The sequence below is a fragment of the Alkalispirochaeta alkalica DSM 8900 genome, assembly GCF_000373545.1.
In the GTDB taxonomy this organism is placed as follows: domain Bacteria; phylum Spirochaetota; class Spirochaetia; order DSM-27196; family Alkalispirochaetaceae; genus Alkalispirochaeta; species Alkalispirochaeta alkalica.
This window is the reverse complement of record NZ_KB891691.1, coordinates 90,060-110,617: the sequence shown is the minus strand read 5'-3', so window position 1 is coordinate 110,617 and position 20,558 is coordinate 90,060. Positions and strand designations below refer to the sequence as shown.

The window sequence follows — 20,558 nt, the reverse complement described above, 5'->3', positions numbered from 1 at the left end:
TCTTTCCTTACGAGGAGTCACCTGGGGCGGGACAGACCCATGAAGCAGATACCAGAGACAGGGAGTTTACCGGTTCCGTTGTCAGGAGAGGAGTCCGGGATGAGCTCCCGGCAGCACCGCTCCGGAAGACCCGGAGCGGTTAAATTCTAGTCGTAGACGAAGGCGCTTCCCGGCTTCAGGTCTTCATGGAACGCTTCAATATGCGCTTCCATGGCCCTCCGTGCGGACTCTTTGTCCCGGGCCCTCAGGGCAGCCACAATATCTTCGTGCATGGCCAGCACCTTTCGGCACATGGCCTGCTGGGTTTTCATGTCGAGTTCCGCCATGCGCTGGTCCAGTAGCGTTACCATGGAACTGGCCAGAATCTGCGACAACAGATACGCCACGGTGTTCTTCGATGCCCTGGCCAGAGCCGCGTGAAAGAGCGGGTCGTACTTTATAAACGCCTCGGGATCCTCCAGCGATTCCCGGGCCTGCCCCAGGATCGAATCCAGCGCTTCCAGATCCCTGGCGGTCCGGCGGTCTGCTGCCCACTCCACGATCGCCGTCTCGTTGAGATGACGATATTCCCAAATCTCGGAAATGGAAAGCGCCTGAGTCTGAAGCGCTGTCTCCAGCGCCTGCTCCACAGAACGCGTGTTCGGCTTTTGAACGATCGCCCCGTTTGAGCCCGCCACGGTACGAATCAGACCGGTTCTCTCGAGCATCCGCAGGGCCTCCCTGATGGTGGGGCGGCTGCGTTGCAGCATCTCCATCATGGCCCGTTCCGAAGGCAGCCGGTCTCCCGGTTTGAGGCGCCCCGAGGTGATCATCTCTTTTATCTGATCGTAGATCACCTCGCTGGCCCGCTTGGTTTCAACGGGTTTAAGGTCGAGCAGGCTGCCCAGCAAATTGTTCTTCGGTTCCAACATACACTCCCGGATCCTCTGAGGGTTTCTGTGATACTGGCGATGAACATAGTCTCTGGAACCAGGGCAGAAGGGGCTTCTGAATCCATCCGAGGGCCTTGCCGGCCATAATTGCGGTTATGACGGTTCCTTCGCGTATACCGTGAACATCACCAATATATACGAAGGACAGTATAGCACCCGTTCCGACAACAAGGCAATCGACGAGAACCTTCAGGCGATGCAACTCGAGCCTTCCCCGGGATCTGGAAACGATCGCCCCCAGAAATCCCTCGGCGGGCATGGGCACCAGACGCACATTCAGATAGAGCGCCAGCCCCAGTCCGATCAGAAAGATACTGATACCCAGCATACAGAGCTGACCTGCATAACCGGGAAGGGAGAAATCCCCCACCACGAGACGGGCAAAATTGACGAAATACCCGAAGAGCGTACTGAAGAGTATCTGGAAGAGATTCAGGGGATTGAACTCCCTGCGAAGTATCAAAATCTGCAGGAGAATGTAGAAACAGAAGAACGCAGTTACCCCCGCCCCGAGCGTCAAGGTCGACTCGGGAAACCGCGAGAGAATGATGCGGTGAACAACGTAGGGGAAGGAGTTCACCGGTGAGACACCCAAGCGGGAGTTGATACTGAAAACCACGGAAAAAGCCAGAGAAAGCAGCCCCAGCGCGTAGATCGCAACCCTGAGGCCAAATCGATACCATTTATTCATGTTGTACCTGCTGTTGAGAGAAGTTGAGCCAGAACACGACGCCTCAGCTCACCGGTGCGGATTTTCCCTACGGGAGTCTTGGGAAATTCATCAAAGTAGAAGACGAAGCGGGGCACCTTGAAGGAAGCCAGCTGCGAGCGAACAAGCCCTCGCAACTCATCAGCATCCAGACTCTGGCCCTCCCGAAGGACAAGACACGCAGCGAGTTCCTCGCCGTAGTGGTCATCGGGTACTCCAATAATCCTGACGTCGGCCACGCGATGGTCCTGCCCGATCACCCATTCCAGTTCTGCGGGACTGATGTTCTCCCCTCCCCGTATTATCAGATCCTTCAGGCGCCCCGTGAGATGAAGATAGCCCTGGTCGTCCAGATAGCCGCAGTCACCGGTATGAACCCACCCCTCCGGGTCGAGAACCGCCTGCGTTTCCTCGGGCTGTTTGTAGTACCCTTGCATAGCCAGATACCCCCGGACCAGAATCTCTCCGGACTCTCCCCGATCCCTATCCAGGCCCGTGGCAGGATCTATTACCCTTCCCTCCAGGTGGTCCATAAACTTCCCCACCGTGGTAGCACGCACGTCCCGAGGCTCATCGGGTCTGCAGATCGTNAGGCCGGCGGTGCACTCGGTCTGACCAAGGCTGGACAGGAGAGTCATGCCCATCTGTTCTTCAATCTCCATGAAAAGCTCGGGGCTGTAGAGCGCCCCCCCTATCAGACCGAGACGCAACGCTGAAAGATCAAACTCATGAAAGTCCTGGCGCGAGATCAGGGCGTGAAAGAGAGTCGGCACTGCATTGAGAACGGTACACCGGTTTTTCTGAAGCNTTTCAAGAATGGCGAGGGTCCGTCTTCCCGAGGGGAAATGGAGGGAGGCCCCCACGGAAAAAGCCGCCAGAATNTTCACCGAGAGGCTGAAGCAGTGAAACATGGGCAGGGCAACACAAATCCTGTCGCCCCAGGTCAACCCCATATCCGAGGCCTGCTGGATCGCGTTGTTTACCCGGGAAAAATGGCTCGACATCACAGCCTTGGGCCTGGAAGATGTTCCCGAGGTAAAGAGAATCGAGGCTGTACTCCGGGGATCGACCCGGCCCCGGTCCCCCACCGCTCCATCTTNCAACAGNTNCTCCTGGCCAGCCTGGATAAGGCTGNCCAGACTGACCAGAGAGGGAATCCTGCAGGNTTTTTTCCCCAGATAGAACACATGGGACAGAGAGGGAAGTGGTCCGAGATCCTCAAAGAGGGAGAGGAAATCTACGTCTTTGTATCCCTCGCCAAGAGCAAGATAGTTCACGTCAGAAAGGCGCAGCAGGTCTTCCAGCTCTTTCGCCTGAAGGCTGGTGCAGAGCATGACCGCCACGGCCCCGACCTTCATGACAGCGCAAAAGAAAAAAAGTGTATCGGGCTGGTCCTCCGCCAGGATGCCCACATGATCTCCCGGCCGAACCCCCCGGGCNAGCAGACCCGATGCTATCCGGTCGCTGCGTTCTCCCAGATCGGCGTAGCTCCAGTAGCGCCCATCGCAGTGAACAGCGCAGAGCGAGGAGTACCTTCGGGTTGCTCGGGAGATAAACTCGCCGAGGTTGATATCTTCCAGGGGAATCATAGGTCCTTCTCCCTTGACAGCTCGTTTGAATGTCTCGCGTGAATAACCGGTCTGACAGTTTCTGCGACAGGTCCGGTGTCTCCGGTGTTTTTCGACACGGCTCCCTTTTCAGGACCGGGCCAGACCATCGGGAAGACCTCCCCGGGATCTCTCCCGGCGGANCTCTCCCGATGGCCCTTCAGCGATGCACCACGGTTCCTGTCTCTCCAGGCCTGAATCTTTACCTGTNTCTGTTCAGGCCCTTCCTTCGGCTCGGGCTGTCAATTCAGGGCATTGATCAGCTCGGGGATCACCTGATAGAGATCGCCCACGATCCCGTAGTCGGCAACCTCAAAGATGGGAGATGTTTCGTTCTTGTTGATGGCCACGATATACTCCGATCCCTGCATTCCGGCAATGTGNTGGATTGCTCCTGAAATGCCACAGGCAAAATAGATTCTCGGCTTCACCGTTGTGCCGGTCTGGCCGACCTGCCGGCTGTGGTCGATCCACCCGGCATCAACGGGGGCTCTACTGGATGCAACGATCCCGCCCATCTTTTCTGCCAGATCCTTGAGGAGATCAAATCCCTCGGCCTTCCCGAGTCCCATACCGCCAGCCACAATGATCTCGGCATCGGTGAGTGAAACCTTTTCTTCCAGACTCTTGATTACCTCGAGCACCTGCATCCTGATGTCGGCAGGCGAAAATTCCACCTGGAGATGGATAATTTCTCCGCGACGCCCCTTCTGGACCTCGGGCTTGTCCATGACCCCGGGGCGTACCGTCGACATCTGGGGCCGATGGTTGGGACACACGATCGTAGCCATGAGATTTCCGCCGAAGGCGGGCCGGGTCTGTTTAATCTTCTTGTCCTCGGGATCGATCTCGAGCTTTGTACAATCTGCCGTGAGCCCGGTGTTGCATTTCACCGCCAGACAGGGTCCAAGATCACGACCGATGTGGCTCGCCCCAAGGAGAACAATCTCNGGCTTGTATTGCTCAATAGCCTGAACAATCACCTTGCTGTACCCATCACTGGTGTAGTTTGCCAGTTCCGGAGCATCAGCGACGTAGACACAATCGGCCCCGTGCTCGAAGAGATCGCTGGTCAGAGCTGCTACGTCCTCTCCGCAGAGGATGGCCGAGAGGCTGCAGCCGATCTGGTCGGCGAGCTTCCTGCCCTCTCCGAGCAGTTCGAACACTACCGGCTGCAGGACACCTCCCCGCTGTTCAGCAAAGACCCAAACCCCGCTGTAATCGGCTATATCGATGCATCCGTTTTTTTCTTCCTCCCGGATGATCGCTTCGAACGGACACAGATCAAGACAGGCGCCGCAATTGGTACACCCCGACTCGATCACAGCGAGTTTTCCTTCCATGACAATTGCGTCGAAGGGACACCCCTTTACACAGAGCCGACAGCCGCGACACTTCTCATTAATTATCGTAATAGCCATAGTGTATCTCTCCCTCCTAAAGCGCGTGGGTCTTCCTGAGCCGGTTAATCAATAAAGAGGCCACCTCGCCGGGATTGCCCTGGAGAATCTCGCCGGGATCTTTTGGTGGCGGAGTAAACGAGCGAAATACCTGGGTCGGGCTGGCCTTGAGCCCGCATTGATCGGGACTCACCTCGACAGCCAGATCATCCCAGATCACTATTTCCTGGCTACAGGCGTCCACAATTCCGCGTACTGTCATGTATCGAGGCTGGTTCAACTCCTTGACCATAGTCAGAACACAGGGCGACTGGACTTCCACAACCTCAAACCCATCTTCGAGCTGTCGTTCTACGATAACCGACGAAGGTTTCAGTTCCCGAATATTCTGGACATAGCTCACTACAGGAAGGTCCAGCCGCATCGCAACCTGGGGACCTACCTGGGCAGTATCGCCATCGATAGCCTGACGGCCGGCAAAGACAAGATCAGCTCTTCCCGAAACCTCTTCTATCTTCCTGATCCCCGCTGCGAGCGTTGTCGATGTGGCGTATGTATCAGCTCCCCCAAAAACCCTGCTCGAAAGCAGATAGGCCGCATCGGCCCCCATGGCCAGGCACTCCCGCAGCATCGCCGTTGCCTGGGGAGGCCCCATGGAGACAACGCTCACTCGCGTGCCTTCCACCGAATCCTTTATAGCCAGGGCTCCTTCCAGGGCATTGGCATCGTCGGGATTCAGTATGCTGGGCACCCCGTCCCGGATGAGCGTACCCTTTACGGGATCAATACGAACTTCGTTGGTATCCGGTACCTGTTTAACGCAGACAATGATATGCATCGCTTTATCCTCTTTACTCATTTCAGCAACTGATTCGAAATCACCAACTGCTGTATCTGACTCGTCCCCTCGTAGATTGTAAAAACCCTGCAGTCACGATAGAGCCGTTCCACACGATAATCCTTGATAAACCCGTACCCCCCGTGGATCTGCAGGGCCTTCCCGGCGATCTCGTTGCATACCTCCGAGGCGTAGTATTTGGCCATGCTGGCGGCCATACTGGCGTCCCTGTTTTGATCTTTCAGGACTGCCGCGTTATAGACCAGCTCCCTCGCTGCAGCCAGTTTTGTGGCCATATCGGCCAGCATGAAAGAGATTCCCTGAAAATCGGCTATGCGCTTCCTGAACTGCTTTCGCTCTTTTGCGTATTTTATCGCCTCGTCCAGACAAGCCTGGCCTACTCCGACAGATTGAGCGGCCACCCCGATCCGGCCCACGTCCAGGGTTTTCATGGCGTTAATAAAGCCTTTGCCTTCCTCACCCAGAAGGTCCCTCTTGTGAACCCTGACATTTTCCAGAATGATATCGCTCGTCGCGCATCCCTTGAGCCCCATCTTGTTTTCGGGCTTGCCGCAGGAGAGGCCGGGGAGGTTCATATCGACAATAAAAGCAGAGATTCCCTTACTGCCCCTGGAGGGATCGGTTTTGGCGTAGATGATCGCGTAATCAGACAGGGGGGCCATGGTAATAAAGGTTTTTCGGCCGTTGAGAATGTAGTAATCTCCCTCTCGCTGGGCCGAGGTGGTCATGCTTCCCGCATCTGATCCAGCCCCCGGCTCGGTGAGGCCAAAACAGAGCATCTTCTCCCCCCGAACAACAGGTTTGAGATACGCCTCCTTCTGCTCGTCGTTCCCCGAGAGTAACAGGGGCCCACCGGAAAGGCTGTTCGGGCTGGAGACATAGAGACTCGCCACAGGACTCACCCGGGCAATCTCCTCCATGACGATCGCGTAAGCCAGAGTATCGCCTCCCTGCCCGCCCAGCTCGACCGGGACCTTGATCCCGTAAAAACCGGCATCACCCATTTTTTTCAGCAACTCCGGAGGAAAGACCGAGGTCTCTTCAACCTCATCAAGAATCTCGGAAGAGAATTCTTTCTGGGCGAACTCCCGGGCCAGCTTGCGTATCAACTCATACTTTTCTGCAAAGATCATTGCATCGGCTCCTCAATCCAGAAGATTTTACCAGACAAACCTACCACACCTAGTATACTAAGTAAACCGTTTTTTACCCATATTCGTGCCCTCTGTATCGATATTTTAAACATTGCCCTCTTTCACCTCTCCCCGGAGGCTATCCGGGCCTCGAGGACCAATTCCTGATATATCCGGTTTACTTTATACAGGAAGATCTGTACTATTCAGTCAGGTGGTAAGACCNCACGACACATCAGAATGAGAGGACTCCATGATGCACACAGACGTCACAAGAACAAAGACTGCTCCGGCAGAATGGACAGGTTTCAGATCGGGCCGCTGGATCGATCACATCGATGTGAGGGACTTCATACAACAGAACTATACGCCCTACGAGGGCGACGAGACCTTTCTTGCGGGCCCTACGGAGGCGACAAACAAACTCTGGGAAGAGGTTCTGGAGCTTCTCAAAAAAGAGCAGGCTGCCGGAGGAACNCTTGATGTAGATTCCTCAACAATCTCCACCATCGATTCCCACGGTCCCGGATATATCAATCGGAAACTCGAAAAAATCCTGGGACTTCAGACAGACGCACCCCTCCGCAGAGCTATCATTCCCAACGGCGGGATCAAGGTTGTGAAGAATGCCTGCAAGGCCTACGGTCATGATCTGGAACCCCGGGTATGGGACATCTTTACACGGTATCGAAAAACTCATAACGACGGGGTCTTCGATGCCTATACGCCGGAGATGCGGGCTGCCCGGAGCGCCGGAATCATTACGGGCCTTCCCGATGCCTACGGTCGCGGGCGAATCATCGGAGATTACCGAAGAGTTGCCCTCTACGGGGTCGATCAACTCATCCGGGACAAGGAGGAGCAAAAGAGCTCCGTCGAGATCGGTTCTCTGGAAGAGGAAGCAATCCGGCTTCGGGAAGAACTCTCGGAACAGATTGCTGCCTTGGGAGAACTCCTTGTCATGGCAGAAAGCTACGGCTTTGACATTTCCCGTCCCGCCTCAACCGCCCGGGAGGCGATTCAGTGGCTCTACTTCGCCTATCTGGCTGCGGTGAAGGAGCAGAACGGAGCAGCCATGAGCCTGGGCAGGGTTGCTACCTTTCTGGATATCTACATCGACCGGGATATTTCCCGGGGAGAACTGTCCGAACCGGAAGCCCAGGAGCTGATCGACCATTTTGTCATGAAACTGCGGCTGGTGCGGTTTCTGCGCACCCCCGAGTACAACGAGCTCTTTTCCGGAGACCCCACCTGGGTCACAGAGGTCCTGGGGGGAATGGGAACCGACGGCAGAACCCTTGTAACACGAACATCCTATCGTTTTCTTCATACCCTCTATAACCTGGGAGCCGCCCCGGAACCGAACCTCACGGTACTCTGGTCCCGAAGCCTGCCGGAGCATTTCAAGCGGTATAGCGCGAAGGTCTCGGTTGACACCAGCTCGATTCAGTACGAGAACGATGATCTCATGCGACCCTACTGGGGCGATGATTACGGGATAGCCTGCTGCGTTTCGGCCATGCGTCTGGGAAAGCAGATGCAGTTTTTTGGAGCTCGCTGTAATCTGGCCAAGGCTTTGCTCTACGCGATTAACGGAGGGCGCGATGAGACCACGGGCATCCAGGTAGGCCCCCGTTTTGAGCCGATCCTCGGAGAATACCTCGAGTATGACGAGGTAATGGAAAAGTTTGATTTTTTCCTCGACTGGATTGCAAACCTCTATATCAACACCCTGAATGTTATTCATTGCATGCACGACAAGTACAGTTACGAGCGAATCCAGATGGCCCTCCACGACAGGGATGTATACCGCACTATGGCTTGCGGTATCGCTGGTCTCTCAGTCTGTGCCGATTCACTCTCTGCGATCAAGTACAGCAAGGTGCGCACCATCCGCGACGAAACAGGCATGGTGGTAGACTTCGCCATTGAGGGGCCAAATGCGGGAACCTGGCCGAAGTTCGGAAACAATAACCCGGAAGTGGACGACATTGCCGTGGATCTGGTCGAGCGGTTCATGAAAAAACTGAAGAAAAACCGCACCTACCGCAGTGCCGATCCTACCCTTTCAGTTCTCACCATCACGTCGAATGTGGTGTACGGAAAGAAAACCGGCAACACCCCCGACGGAAGAAAGGCGGGGGAGCCCTTTGCACCAGGAGCAAATCCCATGCACGGCAGGGATACCCAGGGTGCGCTGGCCTCACTCAGTTCTGTGGCAAAGCTCCCCTACGAGTTTTCCCAGGACGGGATCTCCTATACCTTCTCCATCGAACCCCAGTCCCTGGGCGCAGATCATACCACCAGGGTGAGCAATCTCTGTGCGCTCCTGGACGGTTACGCCACCGAGGGGGGACATCACATCAACGTGAACGTCCTGGACCGGGAGATGCTTCGTGATGCCATGGAACACCCCGAGCGCTATCCACAGCTGACGATCAGGGTATCGGGGTACGCCGTGAACTTTGTCAAACTGACCAGGGAGCAGCAGCTCGATGTGATCAACCGGACCTTCCACGCGCGGATCTGATGAGGGGAACAATAATCGGGGGAGGCCTCTCCGGGGCAACCCCCGAAACAGGCCAGACGATTCGAATCCATTCCGTGGAAACCTTCGGCACCCTCGACGGACCCGGGATCCGCTACGTTGTCTTCCTGCAGGGATGCCCCCTGCGGTGCGCCTACTGCCACAATCGCGATACCTGGGATCAAAGGGGTGGAACGGTTACAAGGGTCACCGACCTGGCCCTCGATATCGAGCGCTATGCAGGATTCCTGCGCCCCTCCGGTGGCGGCGTCACTGCCACGGGTGGAGAGCCCCTGCTTCAGGCCGGCCCGGTAAAAGAACTCTTCGCCCTGGTGCGCACCATGAATCTTTCCACTGCCCTGGATACCTCCGGATANGTAACGGTCACCCCCCTGATCAGGGAGGTTCTGGACCTCACCGATCTGGTTATCCTCGACTTGAAGCACGGCGATGACAGGGCTCACGAGGAACTTACAGGTGTCTCTTTCAAGAAGATCAGGGCCTTTGCCGAGACCCTTTCCCGTCTGGGAAAACCCCTGTGGATACGGCACGTTGTAGTCCCCGGGCACACCACCCGGCCGGCTGATGTGCAGAGCCTCGCAGCCTTCGTGTCCCGGCTCAAGGGGGTCCAGCGGGTAGAGCTTCTCCCGTACCACGAGCTGGGGAAACACAAGTGGGAGGCCCTGGGCGAGACGTACCCCTTGGGGAATCTTCGCCCCCCCTCACAGAAGGAGATGCGGGACGTAGCCTCGGCGTTTCATGACAGGAACCTTCCCGTTCATTATTCCGAGGGGCCGCACGTTGAATCCTCCTGAGAGAACTACAGTTTCTGGAGCGTGTAGGCTTCGATATCCCGAACCACATCCTGCAGATGTTCCTGCGTAGCCTGTGTCCGGGAGTCGATCTCGGTGATGGCCCTGCGCATCACCGCGACCCCCTCATCAATCCGGATCATGGCCTCCCGAACTTCTTCGCTGATCCCAGACAAGGACGTGGCAGCAGAGAGGATGTGCGATGATCCATCGGTCATCTCGCGGGAGCCCTGGTGGACACGCTGCGTGATGGTGTTAATATCAACCAGGGCGGAGCGAATCTGGGTTCCCGCTGAACTCTGTTCATCCATCCCTCGTTTTATCTCACCCACAATCTCGCTTACGGACCCCACGTTCTCAAGAATAGCCGAAAAACTCCCCGCCGTTGCTCGGGTCGTTTCTACCACGGATCCTACGATATCTATCTCCCGCTTCAAATTGCGGGCAATCGCCTTGGACTGATCTGCTGCAGCCTCGGCCAGTTTTCTGATCTCCTGAGCCACAACCGTAAAGCCCAAACCCGCCTCTCCGGCGTGGGCAGCCTCAATTGCTGCGTTCATGGCCAACAAGTTTGTTCTGGCCGATATCTCTGCGATCAGCTTGTTTGCCTGCTGCAGATTTGCCGAGTTATCACTCAGAAGGTGAATCTCTTCCAAAGCAGAATCGAGCGATCTTTTCCCACCTTGAGCAACCTGGACCAGTTCATGAACGGCAGTTTCGGCCCTGTTATTCGATCTGCGCAGGGATTCAACGCTGGAGATCATCTCTTCGATGGCCGCGCTGGATTCTGTTACACCCGATGCCTGGGATTCAATGGCTTGATCCAGGCTCTTCACACTGGAGACAATTTCCTCGATCGACGACGATGTCTGGTCTACGCTCTCCACCTGAGTCTCCATCTGCTGCCTGGTCGATGCGGTGTGGGCAACAACCTGCTCAACGGCCTCTACCATGGCTCGAACGCTGGAGNGTAGTATGCCACTGGACTCCTCCACCCGTGCCACAATTGANCGGATTTCTCCAAGACTGGAATTCAGAGAAGTGGCCATGTGATTGAATGCTTCCAGGGNAACACCAATTTCGTCGCGAAGACCGGGCTGCAACCGCACCGTGAGATCCCCTGTGGCCGCTGCATTGATAGCGCCCAGGAGAGAGCTCAGGGGTCGGAGGATTGTTGTATAAAACTGGAAAGACGTAATGATCGTTCCGAAAGCAAGAAATAGAACAGGCACGGTATTTCTGAAGAGCATGGGACGGAACCCCGCATCTACCAATCCGCGTGCCTGGGCAACTCCCAGGTCCAGATTGAACCCGACCACGAGCAAGGCACCAACCAAAGCAGGAGCCAGCGAGACGATCGCCGTTTTCCACCCAATGCTGATTGTTCGTCCCCGGGCGGTAACAGGAAACCAGTCTGCCGAGCGCTCGAGCCGGTTGCTTATGGCAATACCCAGGGGCAAAATGACCAAAGCGATCAAACCGGTCCCCACCAAAACCCCACTCGCAAGAAGCTGAGGATCATGGGGGAAAAAAATCCGGGTGAGAAAAACGGGCCCTGCAACAATGTTCACCGCGCTTGGGGCAACGAAGCGGAGAAGCACTCCCCGGAGATCCCGTATCACGGCCATGCAAGATGCCGGATCATCGCTGCCTCGGGAACGATCGATCCGTTGCCGAACACGGTCCACCGCCAGAAAAGCCATGATGAAACAGCCAAGACTTATCAGGGGCGTCACGGGATGTCGAACCATGGCGAAAGCCGTGGCTGGATCAAGAAGCCCCGAGGCAAAGCGCAGGAGCAACCATATCGGTGGCGGCAAAAGAAAACCCGCAACCACTAATCCACGGACCCCCGCACAGCCAGACTTTTTTTTACTCTCTCTCATCGGTTATGATATCCCGCTTTCTGATAAAGGGGCCGCGCCGGGCGGCCCTTGATATTACGGAATAATAATACATCACATTAGAGATCGTCTGCAAAGACACCTCTGGACTTCATCTGATCGAAGGCCTCGGGAGCGTACCCCAGGACGTCACAGACAACATCCCGGTTATGCTCTCCCAACATAGGCGCAGGCCCCTTGATATCGGTTTCAGCTTCCGAATATTTGATGGGACAATTGTTGATTCGGACCTCTCCCAGAAAGGGCTGCTCTATTCGGGGAGCCATGTTCCAGAACCGGGTCTGCTCTGACTCAATGACATCCTTCACGGTGCAGAGTTTTCCCCGGGGCAATCCTGCAGCATCCATCATCCCTGCGATCTCATCGGTGGTATGGCGGGATGTCCACTCCTCGATTATTTCATCGATCCTGTCCATGTTTTCAAGCCGTTCGAGACCCGTGGAGAGACCCTCGGCCTTCTCCAGATCAGGCCGCCCCATAATCGTGACCAGCTTTTTCCAGAGGAAATTGTTTATGGCGATGATGTTAATGTAGCCATCCCTGGTCTTGTACAGGTTATGAGGACTCGCTGAAGGGTGTCGACTCCCTACCGTTCCTGCGATCACTCCCTCCATATCGTACCCCGGGATAGCATCCTCCAGCACCGTAACTCCGCTGTTATAGAGACTGATGTCCACGTGCTGCCCCCGACCGGTTTTTTCCCGATAATGAAGCGCTCCCAGGACCCCTATGACCAGATCCCGTCCTGAAAGGTAGTCCAGAACCGAAAACCCCACGCGGTGAGGTTTCTCTCCCCAGGGCCCGTTTTGCGCGGCAATGCCACACTCTGACTGGACGCAGATATCGTAAGCCCCCCTCTGTGCCCAGGGGCCTTTCTGACCATAGCCGGAAACTTCTCCGTAGATAATCCCGGGCTTCAGATTTTTGATGGTTTCGTAGTCGATCCCGAACTTCGCCAGTGTGCCGGGCTTGAAATTCGCAATCACCACATCGGCCCACTCCAGAATGAGTTTCCGGGCGATCTCCTGTCCCTCTTCCGTCCTGAGATCCAGGGCCAGAGACTTCTCTCCGCAGTTCAGGGCAGTGAAAATTCCGCTTTGGAGCTTTCCCCGGCTATCTTTCTTCACCGGCCTGATCATCCGCATGGTGTCACCCTGATGGGGCTCTATCTTTATAACCTCAGCCCCCAGATCGCAGAGCATCCGGGCAGCACTCGGCGCCGATATAACCAACCCGAAACTGACAACCCTCAGTCCTTCCAGAACTCGTTCCATTGCTATTCTCCCTTCATGTGATATTCGTTTATATATATTTTTTTACCTTTTTAACAGACATTTCTCCCCTTCTCTCTGCCCGTGACCCTCCTCCTTCCGGATCTCCTCTCATGAATCCCGGTGTATTGATAATTAATTATTGACACCCCACTATACCACGACTATACTCGGTCTTACCAGTTAACTAGGTTATCAAAATTGACCAGCTCGTTCAACGGGATCTTTCCCGAGAGAGCCTGGACACCCCCAATTTGGTGAAGGACGAAGGAATGTACAGCCTGGGAATAGATATTGGATCGACCACGTCGAAGGGGGCCCTTCTTGCCGATGGAAACCGGATCGTCGCCACGGCCCTCAGGAATGCCGGGATTGGAACAGATGGCCCCGAGGAAGTGGTGAAGGAACTCCTGAGAGCGAGTGATCTGGACGAGGGGCAGATCGGTGTCACCGTCTCAACGGGGTACGGACGAACCCTGTACCCCGAAGCCCATTACCGGGTGAGCGAGCTGACCTGCCACGCGCTGGGAGCTCATTTCATCTTCCCGGGAATTCGAACGCTCATCGATATCGGAGGGCAGGACGCAAAAGTGATCTCCCTGGATGGAGCGGGTCGAATGAGCAACTTTCAAATGAACGACAAATGTGCCGCAGGAACGGGCCGTTTTCTGGACGTTATGGCCGGAATACTCCAGCTTCGCGCCGGTGATCTGGCAGGAGAAGCAGCTTTGGCCGAGTCGATCTGCCCCATCTCCAGCACCTGCACTGTGTTTGCAGAATCGGAGGTTATATCGCACCTGGCGCAGGGAGTGAACCGGAAGGATCTGGTTGCGGGAATATGCGAGTCCGTTGCCACCCGGACAGGCTCTCTCGCCAAACGTGTGGGAGTGACCCCTCCCCTGGCAATGAGCGGCGGAGTTGCCCTGAATGAGGGAGTCCGCGGCGCTCTGTCCCGATATCTGGGAGTCGAAATTCTCTTCTCTCCCCTGGCCCAGTTTTTTGGCGGCCTCGGCGCAGCCCTGTACGGTTACCAAACATATAACAAGGAGAATTGAACATGGCAGAAGAAGTCAGGAAAAAACCCGCACCACCCGATCCCGATTCGGCACGATTCAAACTCGGGGCAATTATCGAGAAACACTATCGGGAAGTTCACGAAGCAAAGGCCCGGGGAGAGAAAATCGGATGGTGCGCCAGCAACTTTCCCCAGGAGATCTTCCAGACCCTGGGAGTCAAGGTCTGCTATCCGGAGAACCAGGCGGCGGCAATCGCTGCCCGTGGCGCAGGACAGAAGCTCTGCGAGATCGCCGAGAGCGAGGGATATTCAAACGATATCTGTGCCTACGCCCGAATCAGTCTGGCCTACACCAGGGTGAAGGATGTGCCCGAACAGAACATGCCTCTGCCCGACTTTCTGCTCTGCTGCAACAACATCTGTAACTGCATGATAAAATGGTACGAAAATCTTGCAGAAGACCTGGATATCCCACTCATCCTCATCGATATCCCCTTCAATACCGGTTATGAGCCAGGTCCGGACCAGATCGCCTACGTCAAAGCCCAGTTCATGGATGCCATCAGCCAGCTCGAGAGGATCACCGGAACTACCTGGAGCGAGGACCGTTTCAGGGAAGTCATGGATATATCCAACCGGAGCTCCAGGGCTTGGCTGGAAGCAACTGGCTATACCCGCTACAAGCCAAGCCCCCTGAGCGGCTTCGACCTCCTGAACCACATGGCCGTTGCTGTCTGCGCACGGGGAACCGTGGAGGCCGCCGAGGCCTTTGAAACGCTGGTAAAGGAATATAAAGAAGCCGTTGAAAAGGGAACCAGCACCTTTCGGGCTGAAGAAAAACACCGTTTCATGTTTGAGGGAATCGCCTGCTGGCCCCACCTGCGAACCACTTTTTCTGCGCTGAAAAACAGGGGAATGAACATGGTGGCCACGATCTACGCAGACGCCTTTGGCCAGGTGTATCAGGATCTGGATGGACTGATCCGGGGGTATTGCTCGGTACCAAACGCGGTAAACCTTGAAAAAGCCAGGGACACCCGCATCGGGATTGTCAGAAAGACCGGAGCCGAGGGGCTTCTGGTCCATACCAACCGCTCCTGCAAACTCTGGAGTGGTTTCATGCAGGAAATGAGCAAGCAGATAGGCGAAAGCTGCGACATTCCGGTGGTCTCCTTCGACGGAGACCAGGCAGATCCCAGAAACTTCTCGGCAGCTCAGTACGAGACCCGCGTTCAGGGGCTCGCAGAACTCATGGAAGCACGGAAGAAGGGGGAATGACACCATGACGAACCAGGAAATACTCTCGGTCCTTGCAGAGGCAGCGGGGAATCCCAAAAAACAACTCCACCATCACCTCAGTCAGGGACGCAAGGTGGTCGCCCTTGCACCGGTCTACGCTCCGGAGGAGCTCATCCATTCCCAGGGATTCGTCCCCATGGGTGCCTGGGGAGCAGATCTGGAACTGCAGGAGGCGAAGGCCTTCTTTCCGGCCTTTATCTGTTCCATAACCCAGTCCATTGTGGAGCTGGGTATTCGGGGTGCTTACGAGGGAATACACGCCATGGTCATTCCAACGCTCTGCGATTCCCTGAAAGTACTGACCCAAAACTGGAAGCACGCGGTTCCCTCCATTCCTCTTATCGTCACCAGTTACCCCCAGAACAGGGGCATTCCCGCGGCACAGGACTATCTGAAATCGGGTTTCGTGCAGATTTCGGAAAAGCTGGAAGAACTGGGAGGCACCCCCTTTTCGGAAGAGGCCCTCGCGAAATCGATTGATCTTTACAACCGCCATCGGAAGGCCATGCGGGAACTTTCCAGTACTCTGGGAAAGCACCCCCGGATCAGCGCCCGGCAAAGAAGCGATATTTTCAAGAGCGCCCACTTTATGAGGAAAGAGGATCATCTGGAGCTGGTTGAGGGACTTATCGAGGGGTTGTCCGACCAGGAGTCCGGGGGTTTACCCCACCGGAAGGAGGATGGCCCCGCTTCCAGAACCAGAGTGATTACCACCGGGATACTGGCTGATCACCCCCGGTTACTGAACATCCTCGACGAGACGGGTTTCCATCTGGTGGCCGATGACCTGGCCCACGAGTCAAGACAATACCGGACCGACGCGCCCACCGGCGGAGCCCCCCTGGACGCGCTGGTAGAGCGATTTTGCAAGCAGCAGCATTGCTCTGTCCTTTTTGACCCCGGAAAGGGAAGGGCCTCCTACCTGGCCGACCTCGCTACCCGGGAGAACGCCCGGGGCGTGATCTATTTCATGACCAAATTCTGTGACCCCGAGGAGTTTGATCTTGTGCCGGTCAAACGGAACTGCGATGCAGCGGGAATTCCCTTCCTCTCCATAGAGGTTGATAGACAGATGTCGAACTTTAGCCAGGCCAGAACGGCTCTGGAAACCTTTAAAGAAATGATAGAACAGAGGAGAATGTAGTTATGATCACCAAGGACAAGTTTCCCGTTGTCATCGGGGTTGCTTTCGTCTGGTTCACCACGCAGTTTGGTGGCGGTTTTGCTTCGGGGGCGCAGCTCAAGGCCTTTTTCCTGAACTATGGAATCTGGTGCCTTATCATGCCCGTGATTGCCCAAGGTATCGGGGCTATCTATCAGTGGTACGCACTCCGCTACGCCCACAACCACCAAGTGTACGACTACCGAAGCTTTAACGACAGTTTTTACGGGAAGTTCGCGCCGGTGTTCTCCAATCTCTACGAGCTTCTGTATTTTGTGCTGCTCTGCGTAGCTCCTTCCGTTGCCTTTGCTACGGGTGGCGCCACGATGACAGCCCTTCTGGGAATCCCCTACTGGATATGTACCGTCATTATCGGCGGGTTCATCTTCATCGTGGCTGTGTTCGGTACAAACATCGTGCGGAAAGTTGCCTCAACTCTCTCTGTTCTGATTATCACAGGACTCTTGCTGATCTTTATTCCCAACATCTTTGCCCAGTGGTCGAACATCAGGGGAAACCTCTCCGTGACCGCCGCAGCAGCAGCGCCGATCGGCCCTGCCCTGTGGAGCTGTTTTGTCTACGCCTGTTTTCAGCTGGCCTCGATCGGCCTCATGCCGCAGCACGCAAAGCCCTTCCGGGATCAGAGCGATGCCCACAAAAGCATGATCTGGGGATTCTGTGTAAACAGCGTGATCGTCATGTTGTCCACCCTGGGACTTATGGCTGTTCTGCACCTCCCAGAATACGCCACCTCGGCTGTACCCGTACTCCTCCTTGTCCAGACAGGGGTTGGGGCACCCATTCTGACACCAATCATTAGCACTCTGATCATTCTGGGGGCCGTTTCCACGGCAGTGAACATGATTGCCGGGGTTACAGCCCGGGTATGTAACAAGTTCCAGCCCGGAGAGTTCTCTGCAAGCGAAGCCTCGGGACGCCCCACAAAGATGGCGATCCTGACAACACTGGCCTTTACCTTGCTTGCCCTGGGGATATCCCAGTTTGGTCTGCTGGCGCTGGTGGCAAAGGGATACGGCTACCTGGGATACCTCACCATACCCATCGTCATGATCCCCTACGTGGTGCATATGATTGTAACAAAGGGTGATACCGTCAGACCCGCCTCCGTGGCAGTCATGGCAGAGGAACAGGCATGAAGAACCATCAGAGGCCCCTGGAGAATGTAAAGGTCGTCGAACTGGCGACCTTCATCGCAGCTCCTTGCTGCGCTCGCTTCCTCGCCGATATGGGAGCCGAGGTCACCAAAGTGGAATCCTTCGAGGGAGATCCCCTGCGATACACTGCCGTCAACGAAGGGCGCCCGGCAGGCGAAGAGGAGAACACCAGCTTTGACCTGGAGAACTGCAACAAGATCTCCGTTGCCCTGAATACAAAGAGCCCCGAGGGCCGGGATGCCCTGGAAAAACTCATCGCCGGGAGCGACATCTTCATAACAAACTGGAGACAGAGCGCTCTGGAACGGGCAGGACTGGACTACGAGGGGCTGAAGAAAAAATACCCCTCCCTGATCATGGGGTACGTGAGCGGCTATGGCGAGACAGGCCCCGACAAGGATCTCCCCGGTTTTGACTTCACGGCCTTCTACGCCCGGGGAGGAATACTGGGGACCATGTTCGACAAGGATCATGTGCCCATGAACACCATCCCCGGTTTCGGAGACCAGCAGGTAGGGATGTATCTGGCAGCGGGTGTATTGGCCGCGCTCTACCGGGCCAGGGAAACGGGTCGAGGCGAGAAGGTGACGGTCAGTCTCTTCCATACAGCGATCTGGGACATCGCCATCATGTTGCAGAGCTCGCAATACGGCCATCCCTCAACGCAGTTTCCCCTTTCCAGAAAACATCTGGCAAATCCGTTGAACGTGGCCCACAAGACGCGCGACGGCCGGTGGATACAAATCGCCATGCCCCGATACGACTACTTTTATGATCGTTTCATGGAGATCCTGGGAGTTCCCGAGCTGAAAGGCGATGACCGGTTCTTTCCCCAGGCCCGGCTGCAGGACAACCTGGAAGAGTTCTATGAAATACTCGAGGGGCGTTTTGCTACCCGTGATCTGAACGAATGGGTGCAGGCGTTGAAAGAGGCCGATATTCCCTATGCGGTAGCCCAGACCTGGGACGAACTGCTCCAGGACCGGCAGGCCTGGGAGAGCAACTGCTTCCACGAGATGACCTACCCCACGGGCAACTCGCGGACCCTGGTTCGAAGTCCCGTGATGTTTGCCGAGACACCCTTGCCGGAATACAACCGGGGACCCTATCTGGGTGAGCAGACCAGGGCCGTCCTGGAAGAGCTGGGGTATTCCCGGGAACAGATATCGGCCATGATCGAGGCAGGAGCGGCTCAATCCCGAAGCTGATCCGGTTCCGCCCACCCTTCTTCGGGTAACAGGAATCCAGGGAGAGGGTCAGCCCCAGGCTGCCTTCTCCCGCATCAGACGGCATCGTGGTGGTCCAGGCAGACAGCACCGGGGGACTCGACCCGTACATCGAGCCAGCGGCCGCGCACAAAGCCTGCGGCAAGAAAGAGGGCGTGAAATACCTGGTACAGACCGAAGGAAAACCAGGCCCACATGATCTGGTGGGGATAGAAAAACCGTGCCACCAGCGTTGCCCCCAGAATGAAAACCAGGTTCGTTGCAACCTCGCTTGCCAGCACGTAGGAACCAAAGCCGTTCCCTGTAAAGACAATCTCAAAGGTAAATCCCAGAGCCTCGAGAAAGAAGAACCCCGTAAAAAAGAGCAGNCCCAAACGAAGTACTTCCCGCGTAGCGGGATCGTTGGTAAAAAATGCAGCGATTGTTCCGCACCCTCCCAGCACAAGGAGGGCAACAGCCAGGGCAAGACAGCCTCCGAGAAGGACAGCGTCCCTCATCACCGCCAGGGCTTCGGCTCTGTCACCCCGGCCCAGGGCATTTCCGACGGCGATCGATGCAGCTCGGGCGAACCCACCGATCAGAGTCTTGTTCAGGCGCATGAAGGCAAAAATGCTGTGCGTGGCGGCGAGGTAGATCGCACCGTAACTCTCCACCAGGGTCTGGAAGACAAGAAAGATAAGAAGCGCCACGGCGTTCTGAACTGCCTGGGGCGATGCGATCCGAAGAATATCTGCCTGGAGCGTTCTCTCCAGGGCAGAGAAGCGAAAAACCCCGTAGTCGCGCCGTCCCTCGCCAAGGAGAAGCACAATCAGCAGATAGAAGGCAGCGATGACCGTGGAGACAACCGTTCCCAGGGCAGCACCCCGCACACCCAGAGCGGGGAAGCCCAAATGACCGAAAATCAGCACCCAGTTCAGAAGGATGTTCAAAAGATTGCTCAGGACTCCGGCGTACATCACCGCCCGGGTCTTGTTAATCGCGCCGAGAAACCCCTGACAGACAAGAAAGACCCCCATGGGGAGCAGACCGAAGCGGATAATCGAGATGTACTCCAGCGAGAGCTCCAGAACCTTGGGAGAATCCACCAGCAGTCCCAGAATCGGCCCGAAGATAAGGCTTGCTCCCGCCGCGATAATACCTGCTCCTGCGGTGACTACGATCCCGTTGTCGAGAACCTGGCCGGTGTGAAAACGGTCTGCCCTGTTCTGCCGGCGTTCCCTCCCGTAGCGCCTGCTGGCAAGAGCCTGAACACCCGAGGAGAGGGGCCACAGCAGGGTCATCAGAATCCATGTAACGAGTCCGGCGATCCCCACCGCTGCCAGCTCCAGGCTGTCGTCNCCAAAATGGCCCAGCATCGCCGAGTCAGCGATCTGATGAAAATAATGCGTCACCTGCCCCAGAAGGAGCGGTCCGCCGAGCAGGAAGAGTTTCCGTACGTGGGTACCAAGCCCCTCACGGGGAGAGAGAACCTCCCTGAAGGGGCCTTTCCGTAGTATCTGCGGCATCCTGCCCCTATAACGCAGGGCC

The 20,558-nt window shown here is 56.2% G+C and carries 16 protein-coding genes; 7 read left to right on the top strand and 9 right to left on the bottom strand.

Translation table 11 applies throughout. The features are described 5' to 3' along the window. Window positions 1-146 precede the first annotated feature (146 nt). The 6 genes from B071_RS0100475 to B071_RS0100450 all read right to left on the bottom strand — a co-directional run bounded on the left by B071_RS0100475 (window position 147) and on the right by B071_RS0100450 (window position 6,640). The gene (locus B071_RS0100475) at window positions 147-911 is read right to left on the bottom strand and encodes a FadR/GntR family transcriptional regulator (protein ID WP_083914223.1); all 765 of its coding nucleotides are present in this window, start codon (window positions 909-911) and stop codon (window positions 147-149) included. After that, window positions 865-1,623 (bottom strand): YczE/YyaS/YitT family protein, encoded by a 759-nt coding sequence (locus B071_RS0100470; protein ID WP_018525134.1) that lies wholly within the window; start codon window positions 1,621-1,623, stop codon window positions 865-867. The genes B071_RS0100475 and B071_RS0100470 overlap by 47 nt, the downstream gene beginning before the upstream one ends. Then, entirely contained in the window at window positions 1,620-3,230 is a 1,611-nt protein-coding gene (locus B071_RS0100465) for an AMP-binding protein (protein ID WP_018525133.1), read from the bottom strand. Before B071_RS0100465 ends, B071_RS0100470 begins: the two co-directional genes overlap by 4 nt. Before the next feature lie 260 nt (window positions 3,231-3,490). Beyond that, window positions 3,491-4,669, bottom strand: a complete 1,179-nt coding sequence (locus B071_RS0100460) for an electron transfer flavoprotein subunit alpha (RefSeq protein WP_026244863.1) — start codon at window positions 4,667-4,669, stop codon at window positions 3,491-3,493. 16 nt (window positions 4,670-4,685) lie between these two features. Then, entirely contained in the window at window positions 4,686-5,486 is an 801-nt protein-coding gene (gene etfB, locus B071_RS0100455; RefSeq protein ID WP_018525131.1) for an electron transfer flavoprotein subunit beta, read from the bottom strand. Window positions 5,487-5,503: 17 nt separating this feature from the next. After that, on the bottom strand, window positions 5,504-6,640 hold the full coding sequence (locus B071_RS0100450; protein WP_018525130.1) for an acyl-CoA dehydrogenase family protein: 1,137 nt from the start codon (window positions 6,638-6,640) through the stop codon (window positions 5,504-5,506). A gap of 253 nt (window positions 6,641-6,893) precedes the next feature. Between B071_RS0100450 and pflB the strand changes: the two genes are divergently transcribed. Next, a complete protein-coding gene (pflB, locus tag B071_RS0100445) occupies window positions 6,894-9,170 on the top strand; it encodes a formate C-acetyltransferase (protein ID WP_018525129.1) in 2,277 nt (758 codons plus the stop codon). Further along, complete coding sequence (gene pflA, locus B071_RS15005; RefSeq protein ID WP_018525128.1) at window positions 9,170-9,982, top strand: pyruvate formate-lyase-activating protein; 813 nt, start codon at window positions 9,170-9,172, stop codon at window positions 9,980-9,982. The genes pflB and pflA overlap by 1 nt, the downstream gene beginning before the upstream one ends. Before the next feature lie 5 nt (window positions 9,983-9,987). On the opposite strand, the gene B071_RS0100435 is transcribed toward pflA, so the two are convergent. Further along, complete coding sequence (locus B071_RS0100435) at window positions 9,988-11,229, bottom strand: methyl-accepting chemotaxis protein (RefSeq protein WP_438829514.1); 1,242 nt, start codon at window positions 11,227-11,229, stop codon at window positions 9,988-9,990. A gap of 713 nt (window positions 11,230-11,942) precedes the next feature. Continuing rightward, the gene (locus B071_RS0100430; protein ID WP_018525126.1) at window positions 11,943-13,157 is read right to left on the bottom strand and encodes a CaiB/BaiF CoA transferase family protein; all 1,215 of its coding nucleotides are present in this window, start codon (window positions 13,155-13,157) and stop codon (window positions 11,943-11,945) included. A gap of 254 nt (window positions 13,158-13,411) precedes the next feature. Here B071_RS0100430 and B071_RS0100425 point away from each other — a divergent pair, with 254 nt between their 5' ends. The 5 genes from B071_RS0100425 to B071_RS0100405 are packed head-to-tail and all read left to right on the top strand — an operon-like array spanning window position 13,412 to window position 19,013. After that, window positions 13,412-14,209 (top strand): acyl-CoA dehydratase activase, encoded by a 798-nt coding sequence (locus B071_RS0100425; RefSeq protein ID WP_281109783.1) that lies wholly within the window; start codon window positions 13,412-13,414, stop codon window positions 14,207-14,209. A 2-nt stretch (window positions 14,210-14,211) separates the two neighbouring features. Further along, window positions 14,212-15,447 (top strand): 2-hydroxyacyl-CoA dehydratase subunit D, encoded by a 1,236-nt coding sequence (locus B071_RS0100420; RefSeq protein WP_018525124.1) that lies wholly within the window; start codon window positions 14,212-14,214, stop codon window positions 15,445-15,447. Window positions 15,448-15,451: 4 nt separating this feature from the next. Continuing rightward, window positions 15,452-16,612: a 2-hydroxyacyl-CoA dehydratase subunit D gene (locus B071_RS0100415; protein ID WP_018525123.1), complete on the top strand. Its 1,161-nt coding sequence runs from the start codon at window positions 15,452-15,454 to the stop codon at window positions 16,610-16,612. Window positions 16,613-16,614: 2 nt separating this feature from the next. After that, entirely contained in the window at window positions 16,615-17,787 is a 1,173-nt protein-coding gene (locus B071_RS0100410; protein ID WP_018525122.1) for a YkvI family membrane protein, read from the top strand. Next, complete coding sequence (locus B071_RS0100405) at window positions 17,784-19,013, top strand: CaiB/BaiF CoA transferase family protein (RefSeq protein ID WP_018525121.1); 1,230 nt, start codon at window positions 17,784-17,786, stop codon at window positions 19,011-19,013. The genes B071_RS0100410 and B071_RS0100405 overlap by 4 nt, the downstream gene beginning before the upstream one ends. 74 nt (window positions 19,014-19,087) lie before the next feature. Here B071_RS0100405 and B071_RS0100400 read toward each other — a convergent pair whose 3' ends face one another. Then, window positions 19,088-20,536, bottom strand: coding sequence for an MATE family efflux transporter (locus tag B071_RS0100400; RefSeq protein WP_157702953.1), 1,449 nt, complete (start codon window positions 20,534-20,536; stop codon window positions 19,088-19,090). Between the last annotated feature and the right edge of the window lie 22 nt (window positions 20,537-20,558).

What these genes read in the sequence shown, in the direction of transcription:
- B071_RS0100415 (WP_018525123.1), top strand. Translation starts at nt 15,452, where the DNA reads ATGACGAACCAGGAAATACTCTCGGTCCTTGCAGAGGCAGCGGGGAAT.
- B071_RS0100405 (WP_018525121.1), top strand. Translation starts at nt 17,784, where the DNA reads ATGAAGAACCATCAGAGGCCCCTGGAGAATGTAAAGGTCGTCGAACTG.
- B071_RS0100475 (WP_083914223.1), bottom strand. Translation starts at nt 911, where the DNA reads ATGTTGGAACCGAAGAACAATTTGCTGGGCAGCCTGCTCGACCTTAAA.
- B071_RS0100470 (WP_018525134.1), bottom strand. Translation starts at nt 1,623, where the DNA reads ATGAATAAATGGTATCGATTTGGCCTCAGGGTTGCGATCTACGCGCTG.
- B071_RS0100450 (WP_018525130.1), bottom strand. Translation starts at nt 6,640, where the DNA reads ATGATCTTTGCAGAAAAGTATGAGTTGATACGCAAGCTGGCCCGGGAG.
- B071_RS0100430 (WP_018525126.1), bottom strand. Translation starts at nt 13,157, where the DNA reads ATGGAACGAGTTCTGGAAGGACTGAGGGTTGTCAGTTTCGGGTTGGTT.
- B071_RS0100410 (WP_018525122.1), top strand. Translation starts at nt 16,615, where the DNA reads ATGATCACCAAGGACAAGTTTCCCGTTGTCATCGGGGTTGCTTTCGTC.
- etfB (WP_018525131.1), bottom strand. Translation starts at nt 5,486, where the DNA reads ATGCATATCATTGTCTGCGTTAAACAGGTACCGGATACCAACGAAGTT.
- B071_RS0100420 (WP_018525124.1), top strand. Translation starts at nt 14,212, where the DNA reads ATGGCAGAAGAAGTCAGGAAAAAACCCGCACCACCCGATCCCGATTCG.